The 21,719-nt window shown below is 71.2% G+C and carries 18 protein-coding genes and 1 pseudogene; 7 read left to right on the top strand and 12 right to left on the bottom strand.

The window, feature by feature from the left end; genetic code table 11:
* Nucleotides 1-2,446: DNA translocase FtsK (locus MKK60_RS00485; RefSeq protein ID WP_243983459.1), on the bottom strand; the 2,446-nt coding region annotated here is incomplete at its 3' end.
* Nucleotides 2,447-2,725: 279 nt separating this feature from the next.
* Between MKK60_RS00485 and MKK60_RS00480 the strand changes: the two genes are divergently transcribed.
* The 3 genes from MKK60_RS00480 (at nt 2,726) to MKK60_RS00470 (ending at nt 5,623) form a co-directional block, all read left to right on the top strand.
* On the top strand, nt 2,726-4,813 hold the full coding sequence (locus MKK60_RS00480) for an NAD(+) synthase (RefSeq protein ID WP_279603915.1): 2,088 nt from the start codon (nt 2,726-2,728) through the stop codon (nt 4,811-4,813).
* 75 nt (nt 4,814-4,888) lie between these two features.
* The gene (locus MKK60_RS00475) at nt 4,889-5,116 is read left to right on the top strand and encodes a hypothetical protein (protein ID WP_147725599.1); all 228 of its coding nucleotides are present in this window, start codon (nt 4,889-4,891) and stop codon (nt 5,114-5,116) included.
* Between the two features lie 93 nt (nt 5,117-5,209).
* Nucleotides 5,210-5,623 (top strand): PilZ domain-containing protein, encoded by a 414-nt coding sequence (locus MKK60_RS00470; RefSeq protein ID WP_147843922.1) that lies wholly within the window; start codon nt 5,210-5,212, stop codon nt 5,621-5,623.
* 4 nt (nt 5,624-5,627) lie between these two features.
* On the opposite strand, the gene MKK60_RS00465 is transcribed toward MKK60_RS00470, so the two are convergent.
* A complete protein-coding gene (locus tag MKK60_RS00465) occupies nt 5,628-6,059 on the bottom strand; it encodes an HIT family protein (RefSeq protein WP_243983458.1) in 432 nt (143 codons plus the stop codon).
* Nucleotides 6,060-6,208: 149 nt separating this feature from the next.
* Between MKK60_RS00465 and MKK60_RS00460 the strand changes: the two genes are divergently transcribed.
* Nucleotides 6,209-7,192 (top strand): cation diffusion facilitator family transporter, encoded by a 984-nt coding sequence (locus MKK60_RS00460; RefSeq protein ID WP_243983457.1) that lies wholly within the window; start codon nt 6,209-6,211, stop codon nt 7,190-7,192.
* A gap of 26 nt (nt 7,193-7,218) precedes the next feature.
* Here MKK60_RS00460 and MKK60_RS00455 read toward each other — a convergent pair whose 3' ends face one another.
* The 4 genes from MKK60_RS00455 to MKK60_RS00440 form a co-directional block, all read right to left on the bottom strand.
* On the bottom strand, nt 7,219-8,076 hold the full coding sequence (locus tag MKK60_RS00455) for an SDR family oxidoreductase (protein WP_243983460.1): 858 nt from the start codon (nt 8,074-8,076) through the stop codon (nt 7,219-7,221).
* Between the two features lie 40 nt (nt 8,077-8,116).
* The gene (locus tag MKK60_RS00450) at nt 8,117-8,296 is read right to left on the bottom strand and encodes a DUF1328 domain-containing protein (protein WP_147752961.1); all 180 of its coding nucleotides are present in this window, start codon (nt 8,294-8,296) and stop codon (nt 8,117-8,119) included.
* A 101-nt stretch (nt 8,297-8,397) separates the two neighbouring features.
* Nucleotides 8,398-9,741: a chloride channel protein gene (locus MKK60_RS00445; RefSeq protein ID WP_243983456.1), complete on the bottom strand. Its 1,344-nt coding sequence runs from the start codon at nt 9,739-9,741 to the stop codon at nt 8,398-8,400.
* Between the two features lie 219 nt (nt 9,742-9,960).
* On the bottom strand, nt 9,961-11,349 hold the full coding sequence (locus MKK60_RS00440) for a deoxyribodipyrimidine photo-lyase (RefSeq protein WP_243983455.1): 1,389 nt from the start codon (nt 11,347-11,349) through the stop codon (nt 9,961-9,963).
* Between the two features lie 597 nt (nt 11,350-11,946).
* On the opposite strand from MKK60_RS00440, the gene MKK60_RS00435 reads away from it, so the two are divergent.
* A complete protein-coding gene (locus MKK60_RS00435; RefSeq protein WP_243983454.1) occupies nt 11,947-13,068 on the top strand; it encodes a hypothetical protein in 1,122 nt (373 codons plus the stop codon).
* A 96-nt stretch (nt 13,069-13,164) separates the two neighbouring features.
* Nucleotides 13,165-13,548, top strand: coding sequence for a response regulator (locus MKK60_RS00430; RefSeq protein ID WP_243983453.1), 384 nt, complete (start codon nt 13,165-13,167; stop codon nt 13,546-13,548).
* An 18-nt stretch (nt 13,549-13,566) separates the two neighbouring features.
* Here the strand turns inward: MKK60_RS00430 and MKK60_RS00425 are convergent, their stop codons facing one another.
* The 4 genes from MKK60_RS00425 to MKK60_RS00410 all read right to left on the bottom strand — a co-directional run bounded on the left by MKK60_RS00425 (nt 13,567) and on the right by MKK60_RS00410 (nt 19,600).
* Nucleotides 13,567-14,313 (bottom strand): sensor histidine kinase, encoded by a 747-nt coding sequence (locus MKK60_RS00425; protein WP_243983452.1) that lies wholly within the window; start codon nt 14,311-14,313, stop codon nt 13,567-13,569.
* A 78-nt stretch (nt 14,314-14,391) separates the two neighbouring features.
* Nucleotides 14,392-15,129 carry a Crp/Fnr family transcriptional regulator gene (locus tag MKK60_RS00420; RefSeq protein WP_243983451.1) on the bottom strand — a complete coding sequence of 246 codons (738 nt, stop codon included), beginning with the start codon at nt 15,127-15,129 and terminating at the stop codon, nt 14,392-14,394.
* 82 nt (nt 15,130-15,211) lie between these two features.
* Nucleotides 15,212-18,370, bottom strand: a complete 3,159-nt coding sequence (locus tag MKK60_RS00415) for a CheR family methyltransferase (RefSeq protein WP_243983450.1) — start codon at nt 18,368-18,370, stop codon at nt 15,212-15,214.
* A 117-nt stretch (nt 18,371-18,487) separates the two neighbouring features.
* A complete protein-coding gene (locus MKK60_RS00410; protein ID WP_243983449.1) occupies nt 18,488-19,600 on the bottom strand; it encodes a TRAP transporter substrate-binding protein in 1,113 nt (370 codons plus the stop codon).
* 95 nt (nt 19,601-19,695) lie between these two features.
* On the opposite strand from MKK60_RS00410, the gene MKK60_RS00405 reads away from it, so the two are divergent.
* Entirely contained in the window at nt 19,696-20,268 is a 573-nt protein-coding gene (locus MKK60_RS00405; RefSeq protein ID WP_243983448.1) for a tyrosine phosphatase family protein, read from the top strand.
* Between the two features lie 9 nt (nt 20,269-20,277).
* Here the strand turns inward: MKK60_RS00405 and MKK60_RS00400 are convergent, their stop codons facing one another.
* Together MKK60_RS00400 and MKK60_RS00395 are read right to left on the bottom strand one after the other, a co-directional pair.
* A complete protein-coding gene (locus MKK60_RS00400; protein ID WP_243983447.1) occupies nt 20,278-21,423 on the bottom strand; it encodes a branched-chain amino acid ABC transporter substrate-binding protein in 1,146 nt (381 codons plus the stop codon).
* Between the two features lie 158 nt (nt 21,424-21,581).
* Nucleotides 21,582-21,719 (bottom strand): annotated as a pseudogene (locus tag MKK60_RS00395) (sugar transporter); the annotation flags it as partial.

Raw genomic sequence — 21,719 nt, 5'->3', positions numbered from 1 at the left:
TGACGACGGGGGAGAGCAGGTGCGGGATGCCGTCGTAGACCGACAGCTCCAGCATCTTCGGGTCGACCATGATCAGGCGGCACTCCTCCGGCTTCATCCGGTAGAGGAGCGAGAGGATCATGGTGTTGATCGCCACCGACTTGCCCGAGCCGGTGGTGCCGGCCACCAGCAGGTGCGGCATGCGGGCGAGATCGGCGATGATCGGCTCGCCGCCGATGTTTTTCCCCAAGCACAGCGCGAGCTTGTGCTTGCTGGCGAAGAAGTCCGGCGCCGAGAGCAGCTCGCGCAGGAAGACCGTCTCGCGGATCTCGTTCGGCAGCTCGATGCCGATGACGTTGCGGCCGGGCACGACGGCGACGCGGGCCGAGACCGCCGACATCGAGCGGGCGATGTCGTCCGACAGGCCGATGACGCGGGAGGACTTGGTGCCGGGCGCCGGCTCGAGCTCGTAGAGGGTCACGACCGGGCCGGGGCGCACCGCGAGGATGTCGCCGCGCACGCCGAAATCCTGGACCGTCTGCTGCAGGTTGAGGGCGTTCTGCTCCAGCACGTCGGCATCGACCTCGGGGCTCTCGCCGGGCACCGGCATGGCGAGGAGATCGAGGGCGGGAAGCTCGTAGTCGGCGTTCTCGACCGAGGCGATGGCGAGGTGCCGGCCGGCGGCGATCAGGTGCGGGCGGCCGACGATCGGCATCGCCGGGGCGGGGACCGCGGGCGCCTGGACGACCGGTTCGGCGTAGGCCTCCACGGGGGCGGGGACCTCCTCGGGCTCGGGGGCCGGCGCGACCGCGACCGGCTCCGGTGCCGGGGCGGCCTTGCCGCGCAGCAGCACGGGACGCGGCGGGATCGGGACGATCACCGGCGGCGCGGCGGCCGGCATCGCGAAGGACGGCTCGAAGGCGTGCGCCGCGAAAGCATGCTCGCTGAAATCCGGCTCGGCGAAATCCGGCTCGGCAAAGTCCGGCTCGGCAAAGTCCGGCTCGGCGTTCTCGAAGCCGAGCTCGATCTCCGGCTCGCGGACCTCGGGCAGAGAGACCTCGGGCAGGGAGACCTCGGACAGGGAGACCTCGGGCAGGAACGGTCGCGGCGAGGCGACCGCCGGCTCCATCGCGCGCGCGGGCCGGATCGCGGCGCGGGCGGCCATGGCCGACAGGACCGGTGCACGGCGGATCTCGACGGTCTCGGCAGGCGGCGGAGAGGGGAGGGGGGTTCCGGGTCCGAACACCAGCGACAGGGCCGGGCGGGCGGGCACAATCGGCTCGGCCCCATCCATACCGGCGTCGTCCGAGCGGCCGATGCCGCCCTGGCTGGCGTTGTCCTGACCGTGCGCGGGATGCAGCGGGCGGTCGAAGCGCACGAGACGGTCGAGGACGTAGACCGGAGCCGGCGGAAGCGAGCGCAGGTGGGAGATGTCGACCGGCACCGAGACGTAGCGCTCGGACGGGACGGACCCGGCCGGCGCGGCGACGGGAGCCGCCTGCGCTGCCTCGGCGCTCGGGTCCGTCTCCGGCATCGCATCGCGGTCACGACCCTGGGCGGCCTCGGGCTGGATCGCCTCCCAGGCCTCGGCCGAGGACCAGTCGCCGGCCTCGAACCACGGCTGGACGTCGGACCAGTCGGGCAGCTCCGACAGATCGCGGGCTTCCGCCGGCACGACCGGGGCGGGCGCGGTGCCCGCCGACAGCTCGACCGCCGGACGCGCCGGGCGGCGATCGGGCGTGCGGAAGAAGCGGACGCCGGGCGGCGGGACGAAGGGCTGGCGCCAGAGCGGCAGCGGCGGCCCGGGCGGGATCGCGCTGGCTTCGGCCGCGGCCTGCTCGGCCTCGGCGGCGGCGCGGGCCGCCTCGGCATCCGCCTGCGCCTGCGCCGCGCGCTCGGCGGCGTCGCGCTCGGCGGCCGCGGCCAGCATCGCGGCCTGGGCCTCGGCCCGCGCCAGGTCGAGGGCGTTGCGCTCGGCTTCCAGCGCGCGCTGGCGGCGCTCCTGCAGGATGGTGTCGGGGGTGCGGGTGTAGCGCACGGCCGAAGGGACGGGCGAAGCGACGGCTGAAGCCGTCGCGGAGCGGTCGGAGGGCCCCGGAACCGAGCGGGCGACGCCGCGCGGCCGGTCGATGTCCTCCGGCGTGATCGCGGCGGGCCGGCGCGGCGAGCGCACGAGCACGCCCGGCGAGGAGGCGGAGGCGTCGATCCGGCTCTCGGGCCGGGCGCCGTCGAGCATGTCGAGGGTCGCCCGGTCGTCGAAGATCTCGGCGGGCCAGGCATGGGCGAACACGGCATCCTGGCCGGCCCGCGAATCGGTCCAGCCGCCGGCATCCGGCTCGGCGCCGCGACCCAGCATCGCGTTCGGCGGCGTGAGCCAGCTCGGCGCCGGCCGGGTACCGGCGATGGCGTAGCTCGGGCGCTGCGGCCCGCCGACGAGGCGCCGCGTCAGGCTGGCCCGCAACGACATCAGCCGATGGGCCAGCGCGCCGAGCGTGAGGCTCGGGCGGTCGCCGCCGCGGCTGGGGCGAGAGGGGTCGCGATGAGAATAGGGAGGCCGTCCCGATGCGCGCATGGGTTCTCAAAAACTCGAAACACGGAAGGCCGTCCCGCCCGGAACGGTCGATCCGAGTTAGGCCGAACGTCGTTAACAGAGCCTTGAAACCGGTCCGGCGCGGGCCGCTGGAGGGGCGGGCCGCCAGGCGGTAAGGTGGCGCGGAACTCCTCCCTCGCGCGGGTCGTGACGCCCTTGGCACCCACCCAACTCCCACGGGACTTCCGGTCCCTCTACGCCCAGGGCTTCGCCCGCGTGGCCGCCTGCACCGGGCGCAGCCATCCGGCGGACCCCGAGCGCAACGCCGACGCGATCCTGGCGCTGGCGCAAGACTGTCACCGGCAAGGCGTCGCGGTGGCCGTGTTCCCGGAACTCGCCCTCTCGGCCTACGCCATCGAGGACCTGCTTCTGCAGGCGACGCTGCTCGATGCGGTCGAGGCGGCGGCGGAACGGCTGATCGCCGCCTCGGCGGCCCTGCGCCCCCTCCTCCTCGTCGGTGCGCCCGTGCGCTGGCGCAACCGGGTCTACAACGCGGCGCTGGCGATCCAGGGCGGCCGCCTCCTCGGCATCGTCCCGAAGATCCACCTGCCGAACTACCGGGAGTTCTACGAGAAGCGCCACTTCGCCTCCGGCGCCGGCATCGCGGCCGAGACGGTGCGCTTCGCCGGGCACGCCGTCCCGTTCGGCGCCGACCAGCTGTTCGCGGCCGAGGACGCGCCGGGCCTGATCGTCGGCGTCGAGATCTGCGAGGACCTGTGGGTGCCCGACGCGCCGGGCATGCACGCCGCGCTCGCCGGCGCCACGGTGCTGGCGAACCTCTCGGGCAGCCCGATCACCGTCGGCCGCGCGGAGTCGCGCGCCCTGCTCTCGCGCGCCGCCTCGATGCGGGGCCTGTGCGCCTACATCTACGCCGCCGCGGGGCTCGGCGAATCCACCACCGACCTGTCCTGGGACGGGCAGACCAGCATCGACGAGAACGGCGTGCGGCTGGCGGAAGGGCAGCGCTTCGCCGCCGGGCCGGTGGCGACGCTCGCCGACATCGACCTCGACCTGCTGGCCCAGGAGCGCCTGCAGGCCGGCAGCTTCGACGACAACGCGCGGCCGGGCTCCCGCCCGGCCTACCGCCGGGCGTCGTTCCGCCTCGATCCGCCGACCGGCGACTTCGGGCTGATCCGGCGGATCGAGCGGTTTCCCTTCGTGCCGGCCGATCCGGCCCGCCTCGCGCAGGATTGCTACGAGGCCTACAACATCCAGGTCGCGGGGCTGGCCCAGCGCCTCGAGGCCACCGGCACCCGCAAGGCCGTGATCGGCGTCTCGGGCGGCCTCGATTCGACCCACGCCCTCATCGTGATCGCCAAGGCGTTCGACCGGCTCGGGTATCCGCGCTCGGACATCCTGGCCTATACCCTGCCGGGCTTCGCCACCTCGGAGGCGACGAAGGGGAACGCGCACGCGCTGATGCGGGCGCTCGGCACCACCGCGGCCGAGATCGACATCCGACCCGCCGCGCGCCAGATGCTCGCTGACATGGGCCACCCCTACGCTGCGGGGGAGGCGGTCTACGACGTCACCTTCGAGAACGTGCAGGCGGGCCTGCGCACCGACTACCTGTTTCGGCTGGCCAACCACGCCGGCGCGATCGTCGTCGGCACCGGCGACCTGTCGGAGCTGGCGCTCGGCTGGTGCACCTACGGCGTCGGCGACCAGATGAGCCACTACGCCGTCAACGCCGGGGTGCCCAAGACTCTGATCCAGCACCTGATCCGCTGGACGATCGCCTCGGGCCAGTTCGGCACGGAGGAGGGGCGCGTGCTCAGCGCGGTGCTCGACACCGAGATCTCGCCCGAGCTGGTGCCCGCCGAGGCCGACGCGGCGCCGCAGAGCACCGAGGCCACGATCGGCCCCTACGCGCTGCAGGACTTCACGCTGTTCTATACGCTGCGCCACGGCTTCCGGCCCTCGAAGATCGCGTTCCTGGCCCTGCATGCCTGGGGCGATGCGGCGGCCGGCGCCTGGCCGCCGGACTTTCCCGCCGACAAGCGCGTCGCCTACGGCCTGCCCGAGATCCGGCGCTGGCTCGGGGTGTTCCTGTCCCGCTTCTTCGGGTTCAGCCAGTTCAAGCGCTCGGCCTTGCCGAACGGGCCGAAGGTCTCCGCCGGGGGCGCCCTCTCCCCACGCGGCGACTGGCGCGCGCCGTCCGACGGCTCGGCCCGGATCTGGCTCGACGAGCTGGAGCGCAACGTCCCCGAAACCGGATCGACACAAACCGGACAGAGTGTGTGATTAACCACACGGTCAAGCCGGATCGTCGGGTAAGACGGATCCGGCCAGAGGGGTCGGCTGAGCGGAGATTCTCCGATGCAGAGCTACAACCTGTTCCGCCTGAAGAGCGTCGAGGGTCTGTGCTGCGCCGTTCCCGAGTCCAGCCGCGTCCCGAGCTTCCTCGGCGGCGGCCGCTGGACCTTCGGGGGCAAGCTCGACGAGAGCTCGGGTCTCCCCCTCGATTTCGACGGCCGCGCCGCGCAGACCGGGGTCCGCTTCAACGGCTTCTACCTGTTCCAGACCGTAGACCGGCGCTTTTTATAGGTGAGCCGGGCGGAGTCGGCGATCGCGGCGAGCATTCCTTAAGGGGCGCCGTGGGACGATCGAGCCTGAATTTTCGGTCCTGAGGCTCGTTTCATGTCGTCGGAGAATCGCAACGAGGTCCGGCAGAGGGTGTTCCTCAAGGGACGCATCCTGTTCAACAACGGCTCCTCGAGCATGGATTGCCTCGTGCGGGACTTCTCCTCGACGGGCGCGCGTCTCGTGCTCAGCGAGACCGCGACGCTGCCGGAGATGTTCGACCTCTTCATCCCGCAGAAGGAGCGGACCTACCGCTCGGCGATGCGCTGGCGGCGCGCCGACGGCGTCGGGATCACCTTCGCGGTCGAGACGCCCAAGGCCGCGCCGGCGGTGCCCGCCGCCGAACCTGCAGCGGACGAGACCTCCATCGCCTTCCTGCTCCGCCGCGTGAGCGAACTCGAGGCCGAGAATGCGGCCCTGCGCCGGCTCCTGACCGGGGTGGCGCCGACCGGTGCCGCGACCGCCGCCTGAGGCCTCAGCCCTTCAGGGCGTCGCGGATCCGCTCGGCGTGGTCCGCGAGCACCGCCGGATCGGCCATCCCGCCCTCGTGGCGCTGGAGCGGCACGCCCTCGAAGCGGGGCACGACGTGGACGTGGAGGTGGAACACCGACTGCCCCCCGGCCGCCTCGTTGAACTGGAACACCGTCAGCCCGTCCGCCTTGAACGCCGCCTTCACCGCCCGTGCGACCGTCTGCACGCTGGCGGCGAGCGCGGCGAGCGAAGCGGGCTCGGCGTCGAGCAGCCCGCGCGCGGGCGCCTTCGGGATCACCAGGGTGTGGCCGGGGCCCTGGGGCATCACGTCCATGAAGGCCAGCGTGTCGGCGTCCTCGTAGACCCGGTGCGCCGGAATCTCGCCGCGCAGGATCTTCGCGAAGATGTTGTCGGCGTCGTAGGTCGTATCCGGCATGCAGGCACCCGTGGTTGCGGCATCCAGGATGCACCGGCCCGCCTCCGGCGTCCACGCCGCCGGAACTCCCCGGCGGTCCATGCGCTTGTGGTCGGATCGCTGCGGCCCAGCTGCGATCCGACCCGGCGATCGGACAGGACCCCACACGCATGGCACATGAGAGCACCGGCGCCATCTACACCGCCGCCGGCGCCAACCTCGCCATCGCCGTGGCGAAGTTCGTCGGCGCCTTCCTCACCGGCTCGACCGCCATGCTGGCCGAGGGCGCGCATTCGGTGGTGGACACCGCCAACCAGATCCTGCTGCTCGTCGGCCTGAAGCGCGCAAAGAAGCCGGCGGATGCCAAGCACCCGTTCGGCTACGGCCGCGAGGTGTACTTCTACGCCTTCATCGTCGCGCTGCTGATCTTTCTCGGCGGCGGCATCTTCGCGATCTACGAGGGCGCCCACAAGATCCGGCACCCCGAGCCGGCGGCCGACGCGAGCCTGTTCGGCTACCCGCTGCCGGGGTTCTGGGTGAACGTCGCCATCCTCGGCTTCTCGGTCGCGGCGGAGGGCTATTCCTGCTTCGTCGCGATGCGCGCGTTCTGGGCCGAGAAGGGCGACCGCTCGCCGCTCAGCGCGATCCGGCGCAGCAAGGACCCAGCGCTGTTCACCATCCTGGTCGAGGACGTCGCCGCCCTGATCGGCCTGGTCATCGCGTTGACCGGCGTGGTGCTGGCGCACGTGCTCGACAGGCCCGCCCTCGACGGATGGTCGTCGGTCGGCATCGGCCTCGTGCTGGTCGGGATGGCGATCTTCCTGATGATCGAGACCCACGGGCTGCTGATCGGCGAGGCCGCCGACCCCGAGGTCGTCGCGGCGATCCAGGAGGTGGTCGGCGCGGAAGCGGGGGTGAACACCGTCAACGAGGTGCTGACCCAGCACATGGGCCCGTCCGACATCCTGGTGAACGTCAGCCTCGACATGGCCGACGACCTCAGCGCGGGTGAGGTCGAACGGGTCTCGGCGCGCCTCGACCGCGACCTGAAGGCCCGCGTCCCGAACGTGACCCGCGTGTTCATCGAGACGCAGGCGCGCGCGGCATCCGTACCCGCGATGGGCAGGGTCGCCGCTGAGGCGACGGCCGGCTGACGGTCCGGGAAAAGGTCGGGTGCGCCCTACCGGGGCGCGTGCCCGACCTGCTGCAGGCTCAGCGCCCAGGTCCGCTCCTGCACACGCTCGTCGCGACTGTCGCGCGACGACCGCGTCTCGCGGCTGCGCGCGAAGTAGCGGCCGCTCACGCCCTCGACCGCCGGCGCGGTCGCCACGTGCAGCGTCGTCGTCGCGCCCTCGGCGGGCTTGGTGAGGAACGGCCGGATCAGGTTCCAGGCGAAGCCGAACGCGCCGCCGGTTTTCTTGGCGAAGCCGGTATCGATCACCCCCGGATGCAGGGCGTTCACCGTGACGGGCGTGCCGGCGAGGCGGCGGGCCAGCGCGTAGGTGAACAGCACGTTGCCGAGCTTGGCCTGCGCATACGCCCGCATCGGGCCGTAGGAACGTTCGGCCTGGAGATCGTCGAAGGCGATGCGGCCGCGGGTGTGGGCGGCCGAGGCCACGTTGACGATCCGCGACGCGGCACCCGGCCGGCCGGAAGCTTTCAGCAAGTCGAGGAGCTCGAGGGTGAGCAGCACGTAGCCGAGATGATCGAGGGCCCAGGTGCGCTCCAACCCGTCGACGGTGACGAGGCGACGGTCGAAGATCGCGCCGGCGTTGTTCACCAGCACGTCGAGGCGCGGGTAGGCGGCACGGACTTCGCCCGCCAGGCGCCGGATCTCGGCCTGCGACGAGAGGTCGACGACGAAGTTGTCGACCGACGCCCCGGGCACCGCGGCAGAAATCGCGCGCGCCGAGGCGGAGACCTTCCCCGCGTCCCGTCCGACGATGCCGACCCGGGCGCCGGCCTTCGCCAGCCCCAGGGCGGTCTCGTAGCCGATCCCGGAGGTGGCGCCGGTGACGAGGCAGGTGCGCCCGTTCAGGACGGCGCCCGGCCGCGGGTCCGAGGCCACCGTCCGGGCCTCAGAACACCGCCTGCCCGACGGCGAAGGCGATGACCACGATCACGATGGCGATGACCAGGAAGATGCCGAACAGGATGCGGGCGAGCGATCCGGCGCCCGAGGCGATCCCGGTGAAGCCGAGGCCGCCGGCGATCACCGAGACGACGAAGCAGATGAGGGCCCATTTGAGAAGGGTCATGCCGAACACTCCGGAACGAACCGGCGAACGGCCGGCAGGGAAGGCGACCGATCAATGCGGGCCAAGCTCAACCGTTCCCGCCCGCGCGCGCGTTCGATCCGTTATTTCTCGCCCTCGATTCGCGTCTCGTCCTTCGCCGGCTCGGCGCGCGCGAGCATGATCTCGGCGAGCGTGTGGTACAGCCCGGTGCGGCAGACCGTCTTTGAGGCGGCGTCGGCGAGCACCGCCGCGATCATCAGCGGGATCATCATCGCGTGGTCCTGGGTCATCTCGGTGACGATGACGAAGGCGGTGATCGGCGCCTGCAGCACGCCGGCGAGGTAGGCGACCATGCCGGTGAGCACCAGCGCGCCGATCGGCACGCTCGGGAAGACGTCCTGCAGCATGCCCCCGAGGCCGGCCCCGACCGCGAGCGAGGGCGCGAACAGGCCGCCGGGGATGCCGCTGATCGCCGACAGGGCGGTGGCGCAGAACTTCAACGGCGCGAAGTCGAGCCGCGCCGCGGAATCGCCGTGCAGCAGCGCCTTCGCCTCCTCGTAGCCGGTTCCGTAGACCGACCCGCCCGAGGCGAGCCCGGCGAGCGCGACGCCGAGGCCGCAGAGGCCCGCGAAGGCGATCGGATGCCGGGCGATCCAGCGGCCTGCGCGGCCCGGTAGCCCGCGCGCGAACAGGATGACGAGGCGGCTGAACACGCCGCCGGCGAAGCCGCCCGCCGCTCCGAGGACGACGACGACGAGCCAGCCCTTGCCGAGCGGCAGCGTCACGTCGCTGGTCCCGAAATAGGTGTAGTTGCCGACGAGCCAGAGCGAGGTGAGGCCGGCCGCGACGATGCCGGCGACGATCAGGCCGGACGAGCGCGGCTCGTAGGCGCGGCCGAGCTCCTCGATCCCGAAGACGATGCCGGCCAGCGGCGTGTTGAAGGCGGCCGCGACGCCGGCCGCACCGCCGGCGAGGATCAGGCCGGGCAGCCGGTCCGGCGTCAGGCGCCCGACCGCGGCCATGATCGCCGCGCCGACCTGCACCGTCGGCCCCTCGCGGCCCGAGGAGGCGCCGCAGGCGAGCCCCAGCGTCATCACCACGATCTTGCCGAAGGCGACGCGGAGCGAGATCAGCCGGTGGCGAAAGCCCGGATCGCGGGTGTGGCGCGCCGCGATCACCTGCGGGATGCCGGAGCCCTGCGAGTTCGGGAACACCGTTCGCGCCAGCAGGGCGGCGAGCGCGAAGCCGGCGGGCGTCACGACGAGCGCCGCCAGCGGCGACACGCCGACGAGCGCCTTGAAGCCGACCTGCGCCGCGTCGGCGCATCGCGCCATCAGGACGGCGGCGAGGCCGACGCAGATGCCGCCGACCAGGAACAGCAGCCGTCCGCGCCAGAGCGGATAGGCCCCGATCGAGGCGCTGCGCAGGCGCGCGATCGACGCGCGGGTGCGGAAACGGGGCGGCATGGCGCGAGAACTCGACACGGACGGGGCACGCTCGCCTCGGCAAGCCGACCGGAGCCGGATTGCGTCAGCCCCCGTGGCTTAAAGCATTTTCGAACGCGGTGAATAACGGCTCGCGTGAGAATAATGCGACTTCACGACAAGGCAGAGCATGTTCCCCGATCCGGTGACCTTGGAACATGCTCCCGCGAGGAGCTTGCCATGCCGCGAGGGGCAGGGCGGCTATTTCTCCGCCGCGCAGAGCGTCTCGACGGTCTTCACGTAGGACTTGGCGTCGAACTTCTTGAGCGAGTTCTCGCTCTGATAGCGCACGGTGCCGAACACCTTGCGGCGCGCCCACGGGCGGTCGTGCAGGCCGTAGACCCAGGCGACGTTGGTGAACGAGTTCGCATCGCGCCCGTCGAGGAAGTAGCGGTTGTTGATCCGCAGCGTCCGCTCGAATCCGACCTTCGGCGAGGGCGACCATTCGAGGATCTTCTTGCCCCAGTACATGCGCAGCTGGTTGTGCATGTAGCCGGTCTCGCGCATCTCGGCCTGAGCGGCGTTCCAGTAGCGGTCGTGGGTCTCGCCGGCCGCGAGCTGCGCTTCGGTGTAGCGGTAGGGCCGCGGATCGTCCGCGTGCTCGGCCAGCGTCTTCTGCGCCCAGTCCGGCACCGCCTTGGCGTAGTCGTCGTAGCCGTCGGTGTAGAACACGTGGTTGGAGGCGAGCTCGCGCCGGACGATCAGCTCCTCGAGATACGCCCCGCGGTCGTCGCCGTCGCCGTCCTTGGCCGCGCGCACGGCGAGCGCGATCTCCACCGGCGAGATCTGGCCGAAATGCAGGTAGGGGCTCATGTGCGAGGCGGCCGCCGCCTCGGGCCGGTTGCGGCCGTTGCCGTAGCCGGACAGCCCGTCCGCCAGGAACGCCTTCAGGCGCTTGCGGGCCTGGGTCTCGCCGCCGACGAAGCGCTTCACCGGTGCGATCTCGGTGTCGAGGCTCATGCCGGCCAGGACCTTCATCGGGTCGGACACGTCGATCTCGCTCGCGAGCTTCAGGCCGTCGGCCCCGTGCGCGACCTTGCGGGCCGAGAGCGGCTCCAGGAAGTCGTCCCAGAGCTTGTGCAGCTTGGGCCGAAGCGTGCGGGCGGCGAACTCGTGCTTGGAGGAGGCGACCTCGACCGGCACCACGACGTCGCCCTCGACCTGGACGACGCGGGCCTCGACCGCCTTCGCGATCTCGCCGTACCAGCGCTTCTGGATCGCGAGGTAGCCGCGATCGAGCACGAGGAGCGCCGCGTCGCGGGCGAGGTCGATGGCGATCTCGGCGGGCGAGGCCTTGCGCATCACGAAGCCGACGCCGCGCTTTTCGAGCCCAGACTTCGCATCGGCGAGCCCCTGCAGCAGGAAGGCGTAGTGCCGGGCGTTGGCCTCGGGGAACCCGCTGGCGCCGTCGAGGAGCCCGAAGCAGGCCACCACCGGCAGGCCGAGACGGTTGCCCTCCTCGATCGCGAATTCGAGCGCCGGATTGTGATGCGCCCGGTTCGCCTGCTGCAGCAGGTAGAGCACGTAGGTTCCGCCCTGCCGCGGTGCGGCATCATTGAGGACCCGGAAGCGCTTATCGTGAATCGCCATGTCGTCGCGTCGTCCCCGTCCGGCTCGCATCGCCGAACCGTGTCGGCTCAGCTAGAGCGTGGAGCGCGATCGTCCCGCTGCACGCGAGACGCGATCGCAAGCGGTCCCGCCCGCTTCGACGCTCCGGTGGGGGTGCTAAAAACCTGTTCCTAGTCATAGACTTACCGATTATCGACCGGCGGCAGCCCGGCCATCGAAGGCCGAAAAACGGGTGCGCGCGCCTGCGACATTTTCAACACATGCCGCGATCGACCCGAGCCGGCCTGCGAGAAACGACAGGATCACTGACCGAAACCCCTTGCATTTCCGATCGGGAGGATCAGATTGTGCAGCGCGGGACGGCGATGGCGTCGCGGTCCTGTTGCCCTTCTTGGGCGTTTCCTCCCTAGACTTCGGGCCGCTCCTTCGGGAGTGGCCTTTTTTCTTGGGCGTGGTCGTCCCGCGGGCGCGATCGTCGCGAGGCGCTGCGCCCGACGGTTGTGGTGGATCTGTCACTCTGCGCGCCGCGCCGACACCCCCGCCCCCTGGCCTCCCGCCGAGACCCGCCGCAGACTGCGCCCGCAGGCGCCGGAAGTGCGCCGCCGGGAGGAGATCCACATGCGCAAGCTCGGCGAGACGCTGGCGGTCGGGCTGTTCTGGGCCGCGACGGCGGTCGGTCCGTGCGGTGCCGTCGAGGTGCCGACTTTCGAGGTCGACCCGGCCTGGCCGAAGCCGCTGCCGAACGACTGGATCATGGGGCAGGCGGCCGGCGTCGCGGTCGATGCCCAGGACCATGTCTGGGTGGTCCAGCGCCCGCGCGCGCTCACCGACGACGAGAAGGCGGCGAGCCTCGATCCGCCGCGGACCAAGTGCTGCAAGCCGGCGCCCCCGGTCCTCGAGTTCGACCAGGCCGGCACGGTGCTGCGCTCCTGGGGCGGGCCGGGGCAGGGCTACGACTGGCCCGAGAACGAGCACGGCATCCAGGTCGATCCGAAGGGCTTCGTCTGGATCGCCGGCAACGGCGCGAACGACGGGCAGCTGCTCAAGTTCACCGCCGACGGGCGGTTCGTGATGCAGATCGGCAAGTCCGGGCCGCAGACCGACAGCCGCGACACCAGCCGGCTCGGCAAGCCCGCCAACGTCGACTTCGACGCGGCCGCCAACGAGGTCTACGTCGCCGACGGCTACTACAACCACCGCATCATCGTGTTCGATTCCGAAACCGGGGCGTTTAAGCGCATGTGGGGCGCCTACGGCCGGCCGCCGTCCGACGACAAGCTGCCGCCCTACGATCCCGCCGCCGCCCCGTCGCAGCAATTCGCCAACCCGGTCCACTGCGTGAAGATCGCACGCGATGGGCTCGTCTACGTCTGCGACCGGACCAACGACCGCATCCAGGTCTTCAGGAAGGACGGCAGCTTCGTGAAGGAGATGTTCGCCGAGACCAACACCCGCGCCAACGGCTCGGTCTGGGAACTCGCCCTATGGCCCGATGCCGACGAGAGCTTCCTCCTCAACGCCGACGGGGCGAACAACGAGGTCCGCACCCTGTCGCGCGCCACCGGGAAGACCCTCGGCGCCTTCGGCCGCAACGGGCGCGGCGCCGGGCAATTCCACTGGGTCCACAACCTTGCCGTCGACTCGCGCGGGAACGTGTTCACGACCGAGGTCGACACCGGCAAGCGCGCGCAGAAATTCCTCGCCTCCGGCACCTTCGTGCTGCGCAAGCGCACGCCCTGACCGCCGGACGCGCCCGCCGCGCGTTCACGGCCGCTTTCTCGCGCGGATCCGTGCGATACTGTCGCCGGATACGAGGCTGGAAGAACCGTAAGCACGATGGACCCCTTCGGCCACCGAACCGTGCCGGCTCCGCTGGCCAAGCGCCGCGTCCTGCTCGTCGAGGACGACTACTTCATCGTCTCCGACCTGGCGCGCAGCTTCGAGGCGGGGGGCGCCGAGGTGGTCGGGCCGGCCGCCACCGTCGCCGACGGCCTGACGCTGCTCGCCGAGACGCGCCACCTCGATGCCGCCGTTCTCGACATCAACCTGCAGGGCGAGATAGTCTTTCCGCTGGCCGACGCGCTGGCGGCACGCGGCATCCCCTTTGTCTTCGCAACCGGCTACGACCGGGAGATGGTGCCGCCGCGCTACGCCGACGTCGCCCATTGCGAGAAGCCGGTGGAACCGGGCGCGATCGCCCACGCGCTGTTCGGGGCCTGACCGTCCGATCCTAACAACCTACGCGTCGAGCCCGTCCTCGTCCGCCGACGGGTCGGGCACGATGCCGATCCTCGGCACCAGAGCGAAGCGGATCGTGCAGCGCAGGCCGCCGGGAGGGTAGGCCAGAGTCGTCTCCGCGCCGAACTCGTAGCGCAGCGTGTGCTCCAGCATCTCGGTGCCGAAGCCGCAGCGCGCGGGCTCGGCCGGCAGGTCGTGCAGCCCGGTCTCGGTCCAGGTGAGCGACAGGATCGGTGCCGCCGCGCCGGGCTCCAGGCGCCAGGCGACGGCGATGAGGCCGTCGGGGATCGTCAGCGCCCCGTATTCCATCGCGTTGTTGGCGAGCTCGTGGGCGGCGAGCGCGAACACCTCGGCGGCGCGGGGCGCCAGCAGAACCTTCGGCCCGTCGATCTCGACCTGCTCGCCCTCGCGGGCGAGGAGGGCCAGCAGCTCGTCGGCGAGGATCGAGTGCAGGTCGATGCCGCAGGACGCAGCGGTGATCCCCGCGCTCTGCACGCGGGCGATCGCCCCGAGGCGGCCGTCGAGGCGCATCAGGCACTCCTCGACGCTGCGATCGGTGTCCGCCGAGCGCCGGATGATCGCGCGGATCATCGCCAGGGTGTTGCGGGTCCGATGGAGGACCGCGACCATCGCCGGTGCGGTCGAGGTCGCCGGCGGCGACCCGAGGTCGAGCCCGGCCGCGCCGAGGTGCCGACGCAGGGCTGCGTTCTCGGCCTCGAGCGCGGCGATCCGACCGTCGATGGTCATCGGGCCCCGGTCCCTGCGAAGCGGTCGCTTCGTTCCGGGGCAGCTTGGCAGGTCTCGGCGTCCGGTGCGAGGCCGACCTCAGTTCGCATCGAGATGCGCGCCCTCGTGATCGAGGTGGAGGTATCCGGGGTCGAACAGGGCGAGCGCCATCAGCGCCGGCAGGTCGTGGATCGTCACGCGTCGGCCCTTCCAGGTGATCTGGCCCGCGCCGCGCAGCTCCTGGAGGGTTCGGTTCACGTGGACGCTCGACAGGCCGAGGGTGTCGGCAAGGTCGGCCTGCGTCACCGGCAGGTCGTAGGCCGTCCCCTCGGTGAGGCCGACCGCGCGCAGGCGCAGATACAATTCGCAGAGCAGGTGGGCAAGGCGCTCGACGGCCGAGCGCTGCCCGAGGCTGACGGTCCATTCCCTTTGAACGGCGGCGTTGTGCAGCATCTCCCACCACAGCGTCTCGGCGATGCGGGGCGAGGCCGCCGTTATGCCCTCGATGGTCTCCTGCGTGATCCGGGCCAGCGTCGCCGGCGTCAGGGAAGCGACGGCGTGATCCATGCGGCGCAGGGTGAAGATGTGCGGGTCGCAGAGGTCGCCCGGCAGGAAGAACGCGATGATCTGCCGGCGCCCGTCCTGCAGCTGCTTGTAGCGGCAGGCCCAGCCTTCCAGGACGAGGTTGACGGCCCGCGGCTCGTCGCCCTCGTTGATGATGTCCTCGCGCGCGCCGAGCCGGCGGAGGTTCTGGGCGGTCGCGTCGGAGAGCGCCTTCCGATCCGCCAGGGAGAAGCGGGTGAAGTTCTCCAGCTTCCGAATGAAGGGATTGTTCATGCCGTCTCGAACCTGGCCGCCGCGCAGGCCGCGCCGGTCACGCCGCCTGACGGATACAGGTGTAACCTCTTGACGCTACAACTCATAGGGGCATCTCGATGCGGCAACGGACGCCGTCCGTCCCGAGCTCGAATCGGGCCTGGGCGCGAAGGCTGTAGCTCAGGGCCTTCTCGATCAGGTCGCGCCCGAAGCCGCGGCGCTCGGGCGCGGCCGGCATGACGACGCCGCTCTCGATCCAGTCGAGGACGAGCAGCCGCCCGCCGGCGGGACTCGCGCCCAAGGTCCATCCGATCGCCAGGCGCGCCTCTGCCTGCGCCAGGGCACCGTGCTTGACCGCGTTGGTGGCCAGCTCATGCAGCGCGAGGGCGAAGGTCTGGACGTGCTCGAAGTCGAGGGCGACGGCCGGCCCCGAGACGGTGATCCGGTCGTTCTCCTCGCCGCCATGCGCACGCAGCTCGAGCCGCACCAGCTCGGCTAGGTCGACCGCACCGCTGTCGGAGCGGCCGAACAGGCCCTGCACCCGGCCGAGCGCCTTCAGCCGCTCGGCATAGCCCTCGACCGCCGGCCCGGTCCCGAGGGTCTGGCGGGCGATCGACTGGACCACTGCCAGGAGGTTGCGCGTCCGGTGCTGCAGCTCCGCGACCAGGACGCGCTGGCTCATCTCGGCGCGGGCGAGCACGGTGACGTCCATGAAGCTGACGACGACGCCCTCGATCCGGTTCTCGCCGTTCCGGTAGGGCGCGAGCCGCACCAGGAAGCGTGCGGCGTCCTTGCCACGGTCGATCTGCCGCTCGATCGTGTCGCTACCCCGCATGATCGCGGCGACGTCCGCGGCGAGGTTCGGCAGCGTCAGCCGGCCGGCGAAATCGGTGATCGGGCGGCCGCGGTCGCTCGGCAGGATGTTGAAGATCTCCGTCACCGCCGGGGTGTAGCTGCGGATCACCAGCTTCGCGTCCAGGAACACTGTCGCGATGTCGGTGCTGGCGAAGAGGTTGTGCAGGTCGGTGTTGGCGCGGTCCAGCGCCTCGACCTTGCCGTTCAGCTCGGCGTTGACCGTGTAGAGCTCCTCGTTGACCGATTGCAGCTCCTCCTTCGAGGCCTCCAGCTCCTCGTTGGTCGATTGCAGCTCCTCGTTGACCGAGACCAGCTCCTCGTTGGAGGATTTCAGCTCCTCCAGCGCGGTCTCGTACTCCTCGATCAGCGATTGCAGGCGCTCGCGGGTCTCGCGCAGCTCGCGCTCGAGCTGGAGCGCGACCTCGTCCTGGGCCGAGACCGAGCGCTTCTGCGCCGCCTCGCGGCTGATCGACGGCCCCTCGTCGCTGAACAGCACCAGGAACAGCGGTTCCTCGGAGCGCTGCGCCACAAGGGGCTCGATGGTCACGGTGACGATCTGCACGCGGCCGTCGTCGCCCTCCACGACGAGCCCCCCGCGCACCGCCTGGGCGTTGGTGTCGACCGCCTCGCGGAATGCCGCCCGGAGCTCGAGCCTGAGGCCCTTGCGCGCCATCGTCAGGAGCTGGCGGGTGGGAAGGCCCGGCGCCGCCTCGAGGTACTTGCCGGTCCGGTTCGAGTAGTAGACCACGTCGCCCTGGCGGTTGACGGCGACGTGGGGCGGCGAGAACCGCTCGAGAACCTGCACCTCGACCGAATGGCGAAGCGCCAGGCTGCTGCTGCCCGACTGACGCGGCCGCAGATCTCCGATCTGGGACATCGCGCGCAATCCGCTGAGGGCGAGCGGAACGCGCGGCTCCGTCGCGTGGTCGGCGCGGCTGCGGAAGATGCGGTGCTTCTTGTCGATCGGCGCGAACAGGTCGGCGAACTGGCTCAGGTTCTCCGACATGCCGAGGAAGAGGAAGCCGCCGGGCTTCAGCGCGTAGTGGAAGGTCGGCAGCACCTGGTTCTGGATGCTGAGCCCGAAATAGATCAGCAGGTTCCGGCACGAGACCATGTCGAGCCGCGAGAACGGCGGGTCGCGGATGACGCTGTGGGGCGAGAAGATGCACAGGTCGCGCACCGGCTTGGTCAGCACGAAGCTCGCCCCGTCCCGCACGAAGAAGCGGCGGCGGCGCTCGGGCGAGACGCCGTCGAGCAGCTGCTCCGGATAGCGGCCGGTCCGCGCGACGCCGAGGGCGTGCTCGTCGATGTCGGTGGCGAAGATCTGCACGCGGCAGACCGCGCTCAGCGTCTCCATGTGCTCCAGCATCAGGATCGCGAGCGAGAACACCTCCTCGCCGGTGGCGCAGCCCGGCACCCAGACCCGGACGGTCTGGTCGGCGCCGCGGCCCTCGAAGAGCTTCGGGATGACGCGCTCGCTCAGGACGGCGAAGGCGTCGGCGTCGCGGAAGAACGTGGTCACGTTGATCAGGAGGTCGCGGAACAGGGCCGAGACCTCGGCCGGATCCCGGCGGAGCCGCTCGACGTAGGCGGCGACGGCCTCGACCTGGAGGATCTGCATCCGGCGCTGGACCCGGCGCAGGAAGGTCTTGGTCTTGTAGCCGCCGAACTCGTGCCCGACCTGGGCGCGCAGGATCGCGTAGATCTCGCCGCGCAGCTCGTCGGGAGACCGGCCGGCCTCGTCGGGACCGCCGCCGGTCAGGATCGCATCGGTCATCGACAGGCTTCGGCGGTAGGCGACGAGCTTGTCGCCCATCTCGTGGGAGGGAACGCCGAAATCGACGTACCCGGTCGCGATCGCGCTGGAGGGCATCTCCGGGTGCTGCGGCCCGTCGCCGTTGGCGACCTGGGCCAGCGTGATGCCGCCATGCTCCTTGATCGCCTTGATGCCGAGCGTCCCGTCCGAATCGCCCCCCGACAGGATGACGCCGCCGGAATGCTCGCCCTGGTCGGCCGCCAGGGCGCTGAGAAAGATGTCGACCGGGTGCCGCTCGCGCTGGTCGGCGCCCTGGCGCTGCACGACGAGGATCCCGTTGCGGATGCCGACGACGGCATCGGCCGGCAGGACGTAGACGTGGTTCTCCGCAACCGCGTGGCCGTCGGTGGCCACCTCGACCGGCAGGTCCGTGAACCGCGAGACGATCTCGTGGAGGACGCTCTCGCGCCACGGGCTCAGATGCGTCACGATGACGATCCCGAGCCCCGGCAGGCTCGGCATGCCGCGGAAGAAGCCCTCCAGCGCCTCGATCCCGCCGGCGGAGGCCCCGACGCCGACGATCAGGCAACGCCCGGAGCGCTCCGGCACGTCGTCGAAGGTCTCGGGAACGAGATCGTCATCGGGCATCATCGAACGCTGTTCCGCGACAGTTTCGGCGCGATCCCGCGACGGCTTGGGACTTGCAGCCGCGGGCAAACCTCCGAGGATCGCGATCTTGCCACGAAAACCGAAACTGCGGCACCGCGCTTATCCGCGCGCCCGCGCTCGTATCATGAAATTGTCGTAGGTATACTCCGCCACCTGAAACCAGAGATATTCCTCGTTGCGGAAGGTCTTCATCGCTTCGTAGATGCGGCGGAAGTCCGGGTTCTTGCCCGCGATCTCGGCGTAGACGTCGTTGGCGGCCTTCAGCGCCGCCTCCATCACGTCCTGCGGGAACGGGCGGAGCTGCGCCCCGGTCGCCACCAGCCGGCGGAGCGCACCCGGGTTGCGGGCGTCGTACTTGGCCTGGACGTCCGCGGCGACCTCGGCCGAGGCCGCCTGGAGGATCGCCCGGTAGGGCTTGGGCAGCGCCTTCCACGTCTCGGCATTGAGCCAGAAGTGCAGCATGGCGCCGCCCTCCCAGAATCCGGGATAATGGTAGATCGGCGCGGCCTTCTGCAGGCCGAGGCGCTCGTCGTCGTAGGGGCCGATCCACTCGGCGGCGTCGAGGCGCTTGGCCTCGAGCGCGGCCGCGATCTCCGGCCCCGGGACCGCCTGCGGCACGGCACCGAGCTTGGCCAGGACCTGCGCCCCGAGGCCGCCGATGCGGATCTTCAGGCCCTGGATGTCGGCGACCGTCTTGATCTCGCGCCGGAACCAGCCGCCCATCTGGGCGCCGGTGTTGCCCCCCGGCAGGCTCGCCAGGCCGTTCTTCGCGAGCAGGTCGGCGAACAGGTCGTTGGCGCCGCCGGCGAGCCACCACGCGTTCTGGCCGCGGGCGTTGAGGCCGAAGGGCAGCGCGGTCGCGAGCGCAAGCGTCGGATCCTTGCCGGCCGCGACAGTGGCCGGCCCGTGACCCATCTCGACGGTTCCGGCCGCGACCGCATCGAGAAGCCCGTCGGCCGGCACCGGCTCGCCGGGACCCGTCACCTGGATCGCGAAGCGGCCGTCGGTCGCCTCGCCGACGATGCGGGCGAGCGTCTCCGACGCGCCGAACAGGATGTCGAGGTTCTTCGGGAAGGCCGAGGCGAGCCGCCAACGGACCTCGGGACCGCCCTGGGCCGGGGCGGCGGCAAGAGCTGGGGAAGCAAGAGCGGGGGAGGCGAGGGCGGCTCCGAGCCCAGCGGTGAGGAGCGCACGTCGCTTCACGGTCGTCATGGCACCTCCCTCGGCATCGGCTGCGATCCCGCGGCCCCTAGCACGTCCGGTGCGGGTCTCGAAACCGTCGACGTGCCGTGCTAGGCCCCGCCGTCGTGACACCCGCCTCCATCACCCTCCACACCGTCTGCGGACTGGAAGAGCTCGCGCGCCACGGCGACCGCGGCGTCGACCGCGTGCTGTCGCTGCTGGATCCGGGCACGCCGGAGCCGGCGGACTTCGCCGCCTACGGCTCCCATCGGCGCACGACGCTGCACTTCCACGACTGCCTCGGACCGGGCGAGGGGCTCGTCCCGCCGGAGCCCGAGCACGTCGCCGCGATCCTGGCCTTCGGGCGCGACCGCGAGGCGGGACCTGCCGCGCATCTCCTCGTCCACTGCCATTACGGCCTGTCGCGCTCGACCGCGGCGCTGCTGATCCTGATGAGCGACGCCGAGCCGGACACCGACGCCGAGGTCCTGGTCCGGCGCCTGCACGCGATCCGCGAGCCGGCCTGGCCGAATGCGCGGATGATCGGCTTCGCGGACGCGATGCTCGACCGCCGGGGCACGCTCGACGCGGCGGTGCGGCGCCTGCACAAGCTTCAGCTCGGCGTGCGCCCGCACCTCGCCGAATTGCTGCGCGGCCTCGGCCGCGGGCCCGAGGTCGACGCCGCCGAGGCCGCCTGAGCGGACGGGCTACTTCGGCGCGGGGGTGAAGACGCCGTCCTTCCAGACGTAGAGCACGTAGCCCTGGGCGGTGACGTCGCCCTTTCCGTCGAAGCCGACGGTCCCGAGCACGAGGTCGAAGCGCTCGGCGTGCAGCGTCGCGGCGATGCGCCTGGGGTCCTGCGTGTGGGCGAAGTTGGCCGCCGCGACCAGCGCCTGCAGCGCGGCATAGCCGTAGATCGTCGAGCCCGTCGGGTCGCCGCCCTCGGCCTTGAACGCCTTCACCACCTCGGCCGCCGCCGGCTGGCGGCTCGGGTCGAGATAGAAGGTCATCAGCACGCCGTTGCTCGCCCCGCCGGCGATCTTGGCGAAATCCGGCGTCGCGATCGCCGAGGTGCCGAACCATTGCGGCCGGAAGCCGCGCTCGGCCGAGATCCGCACGAGCCGGCCCATCTCGGCGGCGTCGCCGCCGTAATAGGCGACCTCGATGCCGGCCGCCTTCAGCCGGTCGGCCAAGGCCGCGTCGTCGGCATCGCTCGGCGAGAAGGCGGAGAGTAGCGCCTCGTTGATGCCGATGCGGTTGAGGTTGTCCTTGGTCGCCGTGGCGAGCGCGCGCGCGGCCGGCGTCAGGTCCTGGAGCAAGGCGATCTTGCGGTCGCGGAAGCGCTCGGCCAGCACGATCGCCGAGAGGCGCGCCTGGTCGTCGTCGCGGCCGCAGACGCGGAAGATCGTCGGCAGACCGCGATCGGTCAGCCTCGCCGAGACCGAGGCTGCGGTGATCATCGCGACGCCGTTCTGGCTGTAGATTTCCGAGGCCGCAAGCGACGCGTTCGAGCACACGTGCCCGACGACGAGGCCCACGTCGGACCGCACGAAGTGGTTGGCGACCGCCGTGGCGGTGTTGGAATCGCAGGCGTCGTCCTGCACGTCCAGGCGGATGGGCTGCCCGTCGAGGCCGCCCTTCGCGTTGGCGTCACGGGCCGCCGCCTCGACGCCGCGCAGCACCTGCTCGCCGACCGAGACGTAGGCGCCCGAGCGCGGGACCGCGACGCCGACCACCACGTCAGCGCAGGCGGGAAACACGCTCAGCACCGCCAGCGCGAGGCCGGCACGGAGGCTGCGGATGCGGGACTGGGCCAGGGTCGGGTCGAACCGGGAAGCGCGTCCGATCGTCATCAGGCCCCTTCTCGGCATCGACGCACCTCCGGCACGGCAGCGGACCAAACACCGAGCCGCGTCCCGGACGGCCGCCTGTTTCCGGGAAAACCCGCGATCGGGCAAGTCGGCCGGCGACGCATCGCGGACGGAGGCACCGCGTCGGGCGGGGAAAACGCCTACCGTGAGTAGGCGTAGACGGAGGCTGCGGATGCGACGGGGCCTGCGACGGTGGAGAAGACGCTGACGACCTTGGAGACTTCGGTGAAGGGGGCGTTGGAGACGTAGACGAGGTCGCGGTTTCGCATGCGGAAGGC

Source organism: Methylobacterium sp. J-092 (assembly GCF_022829325.1).
Classification (GTDB): Bacteria; Pseudomonadota; Alphaproteobacteria; order Rhizobiales; family Beijerinckiaceae; genus Methylobacterium.
Note: the sequence above shows the minus strand (reverse complement) of the source record. Positions and strands in the feature narration are given on the sequence as shown.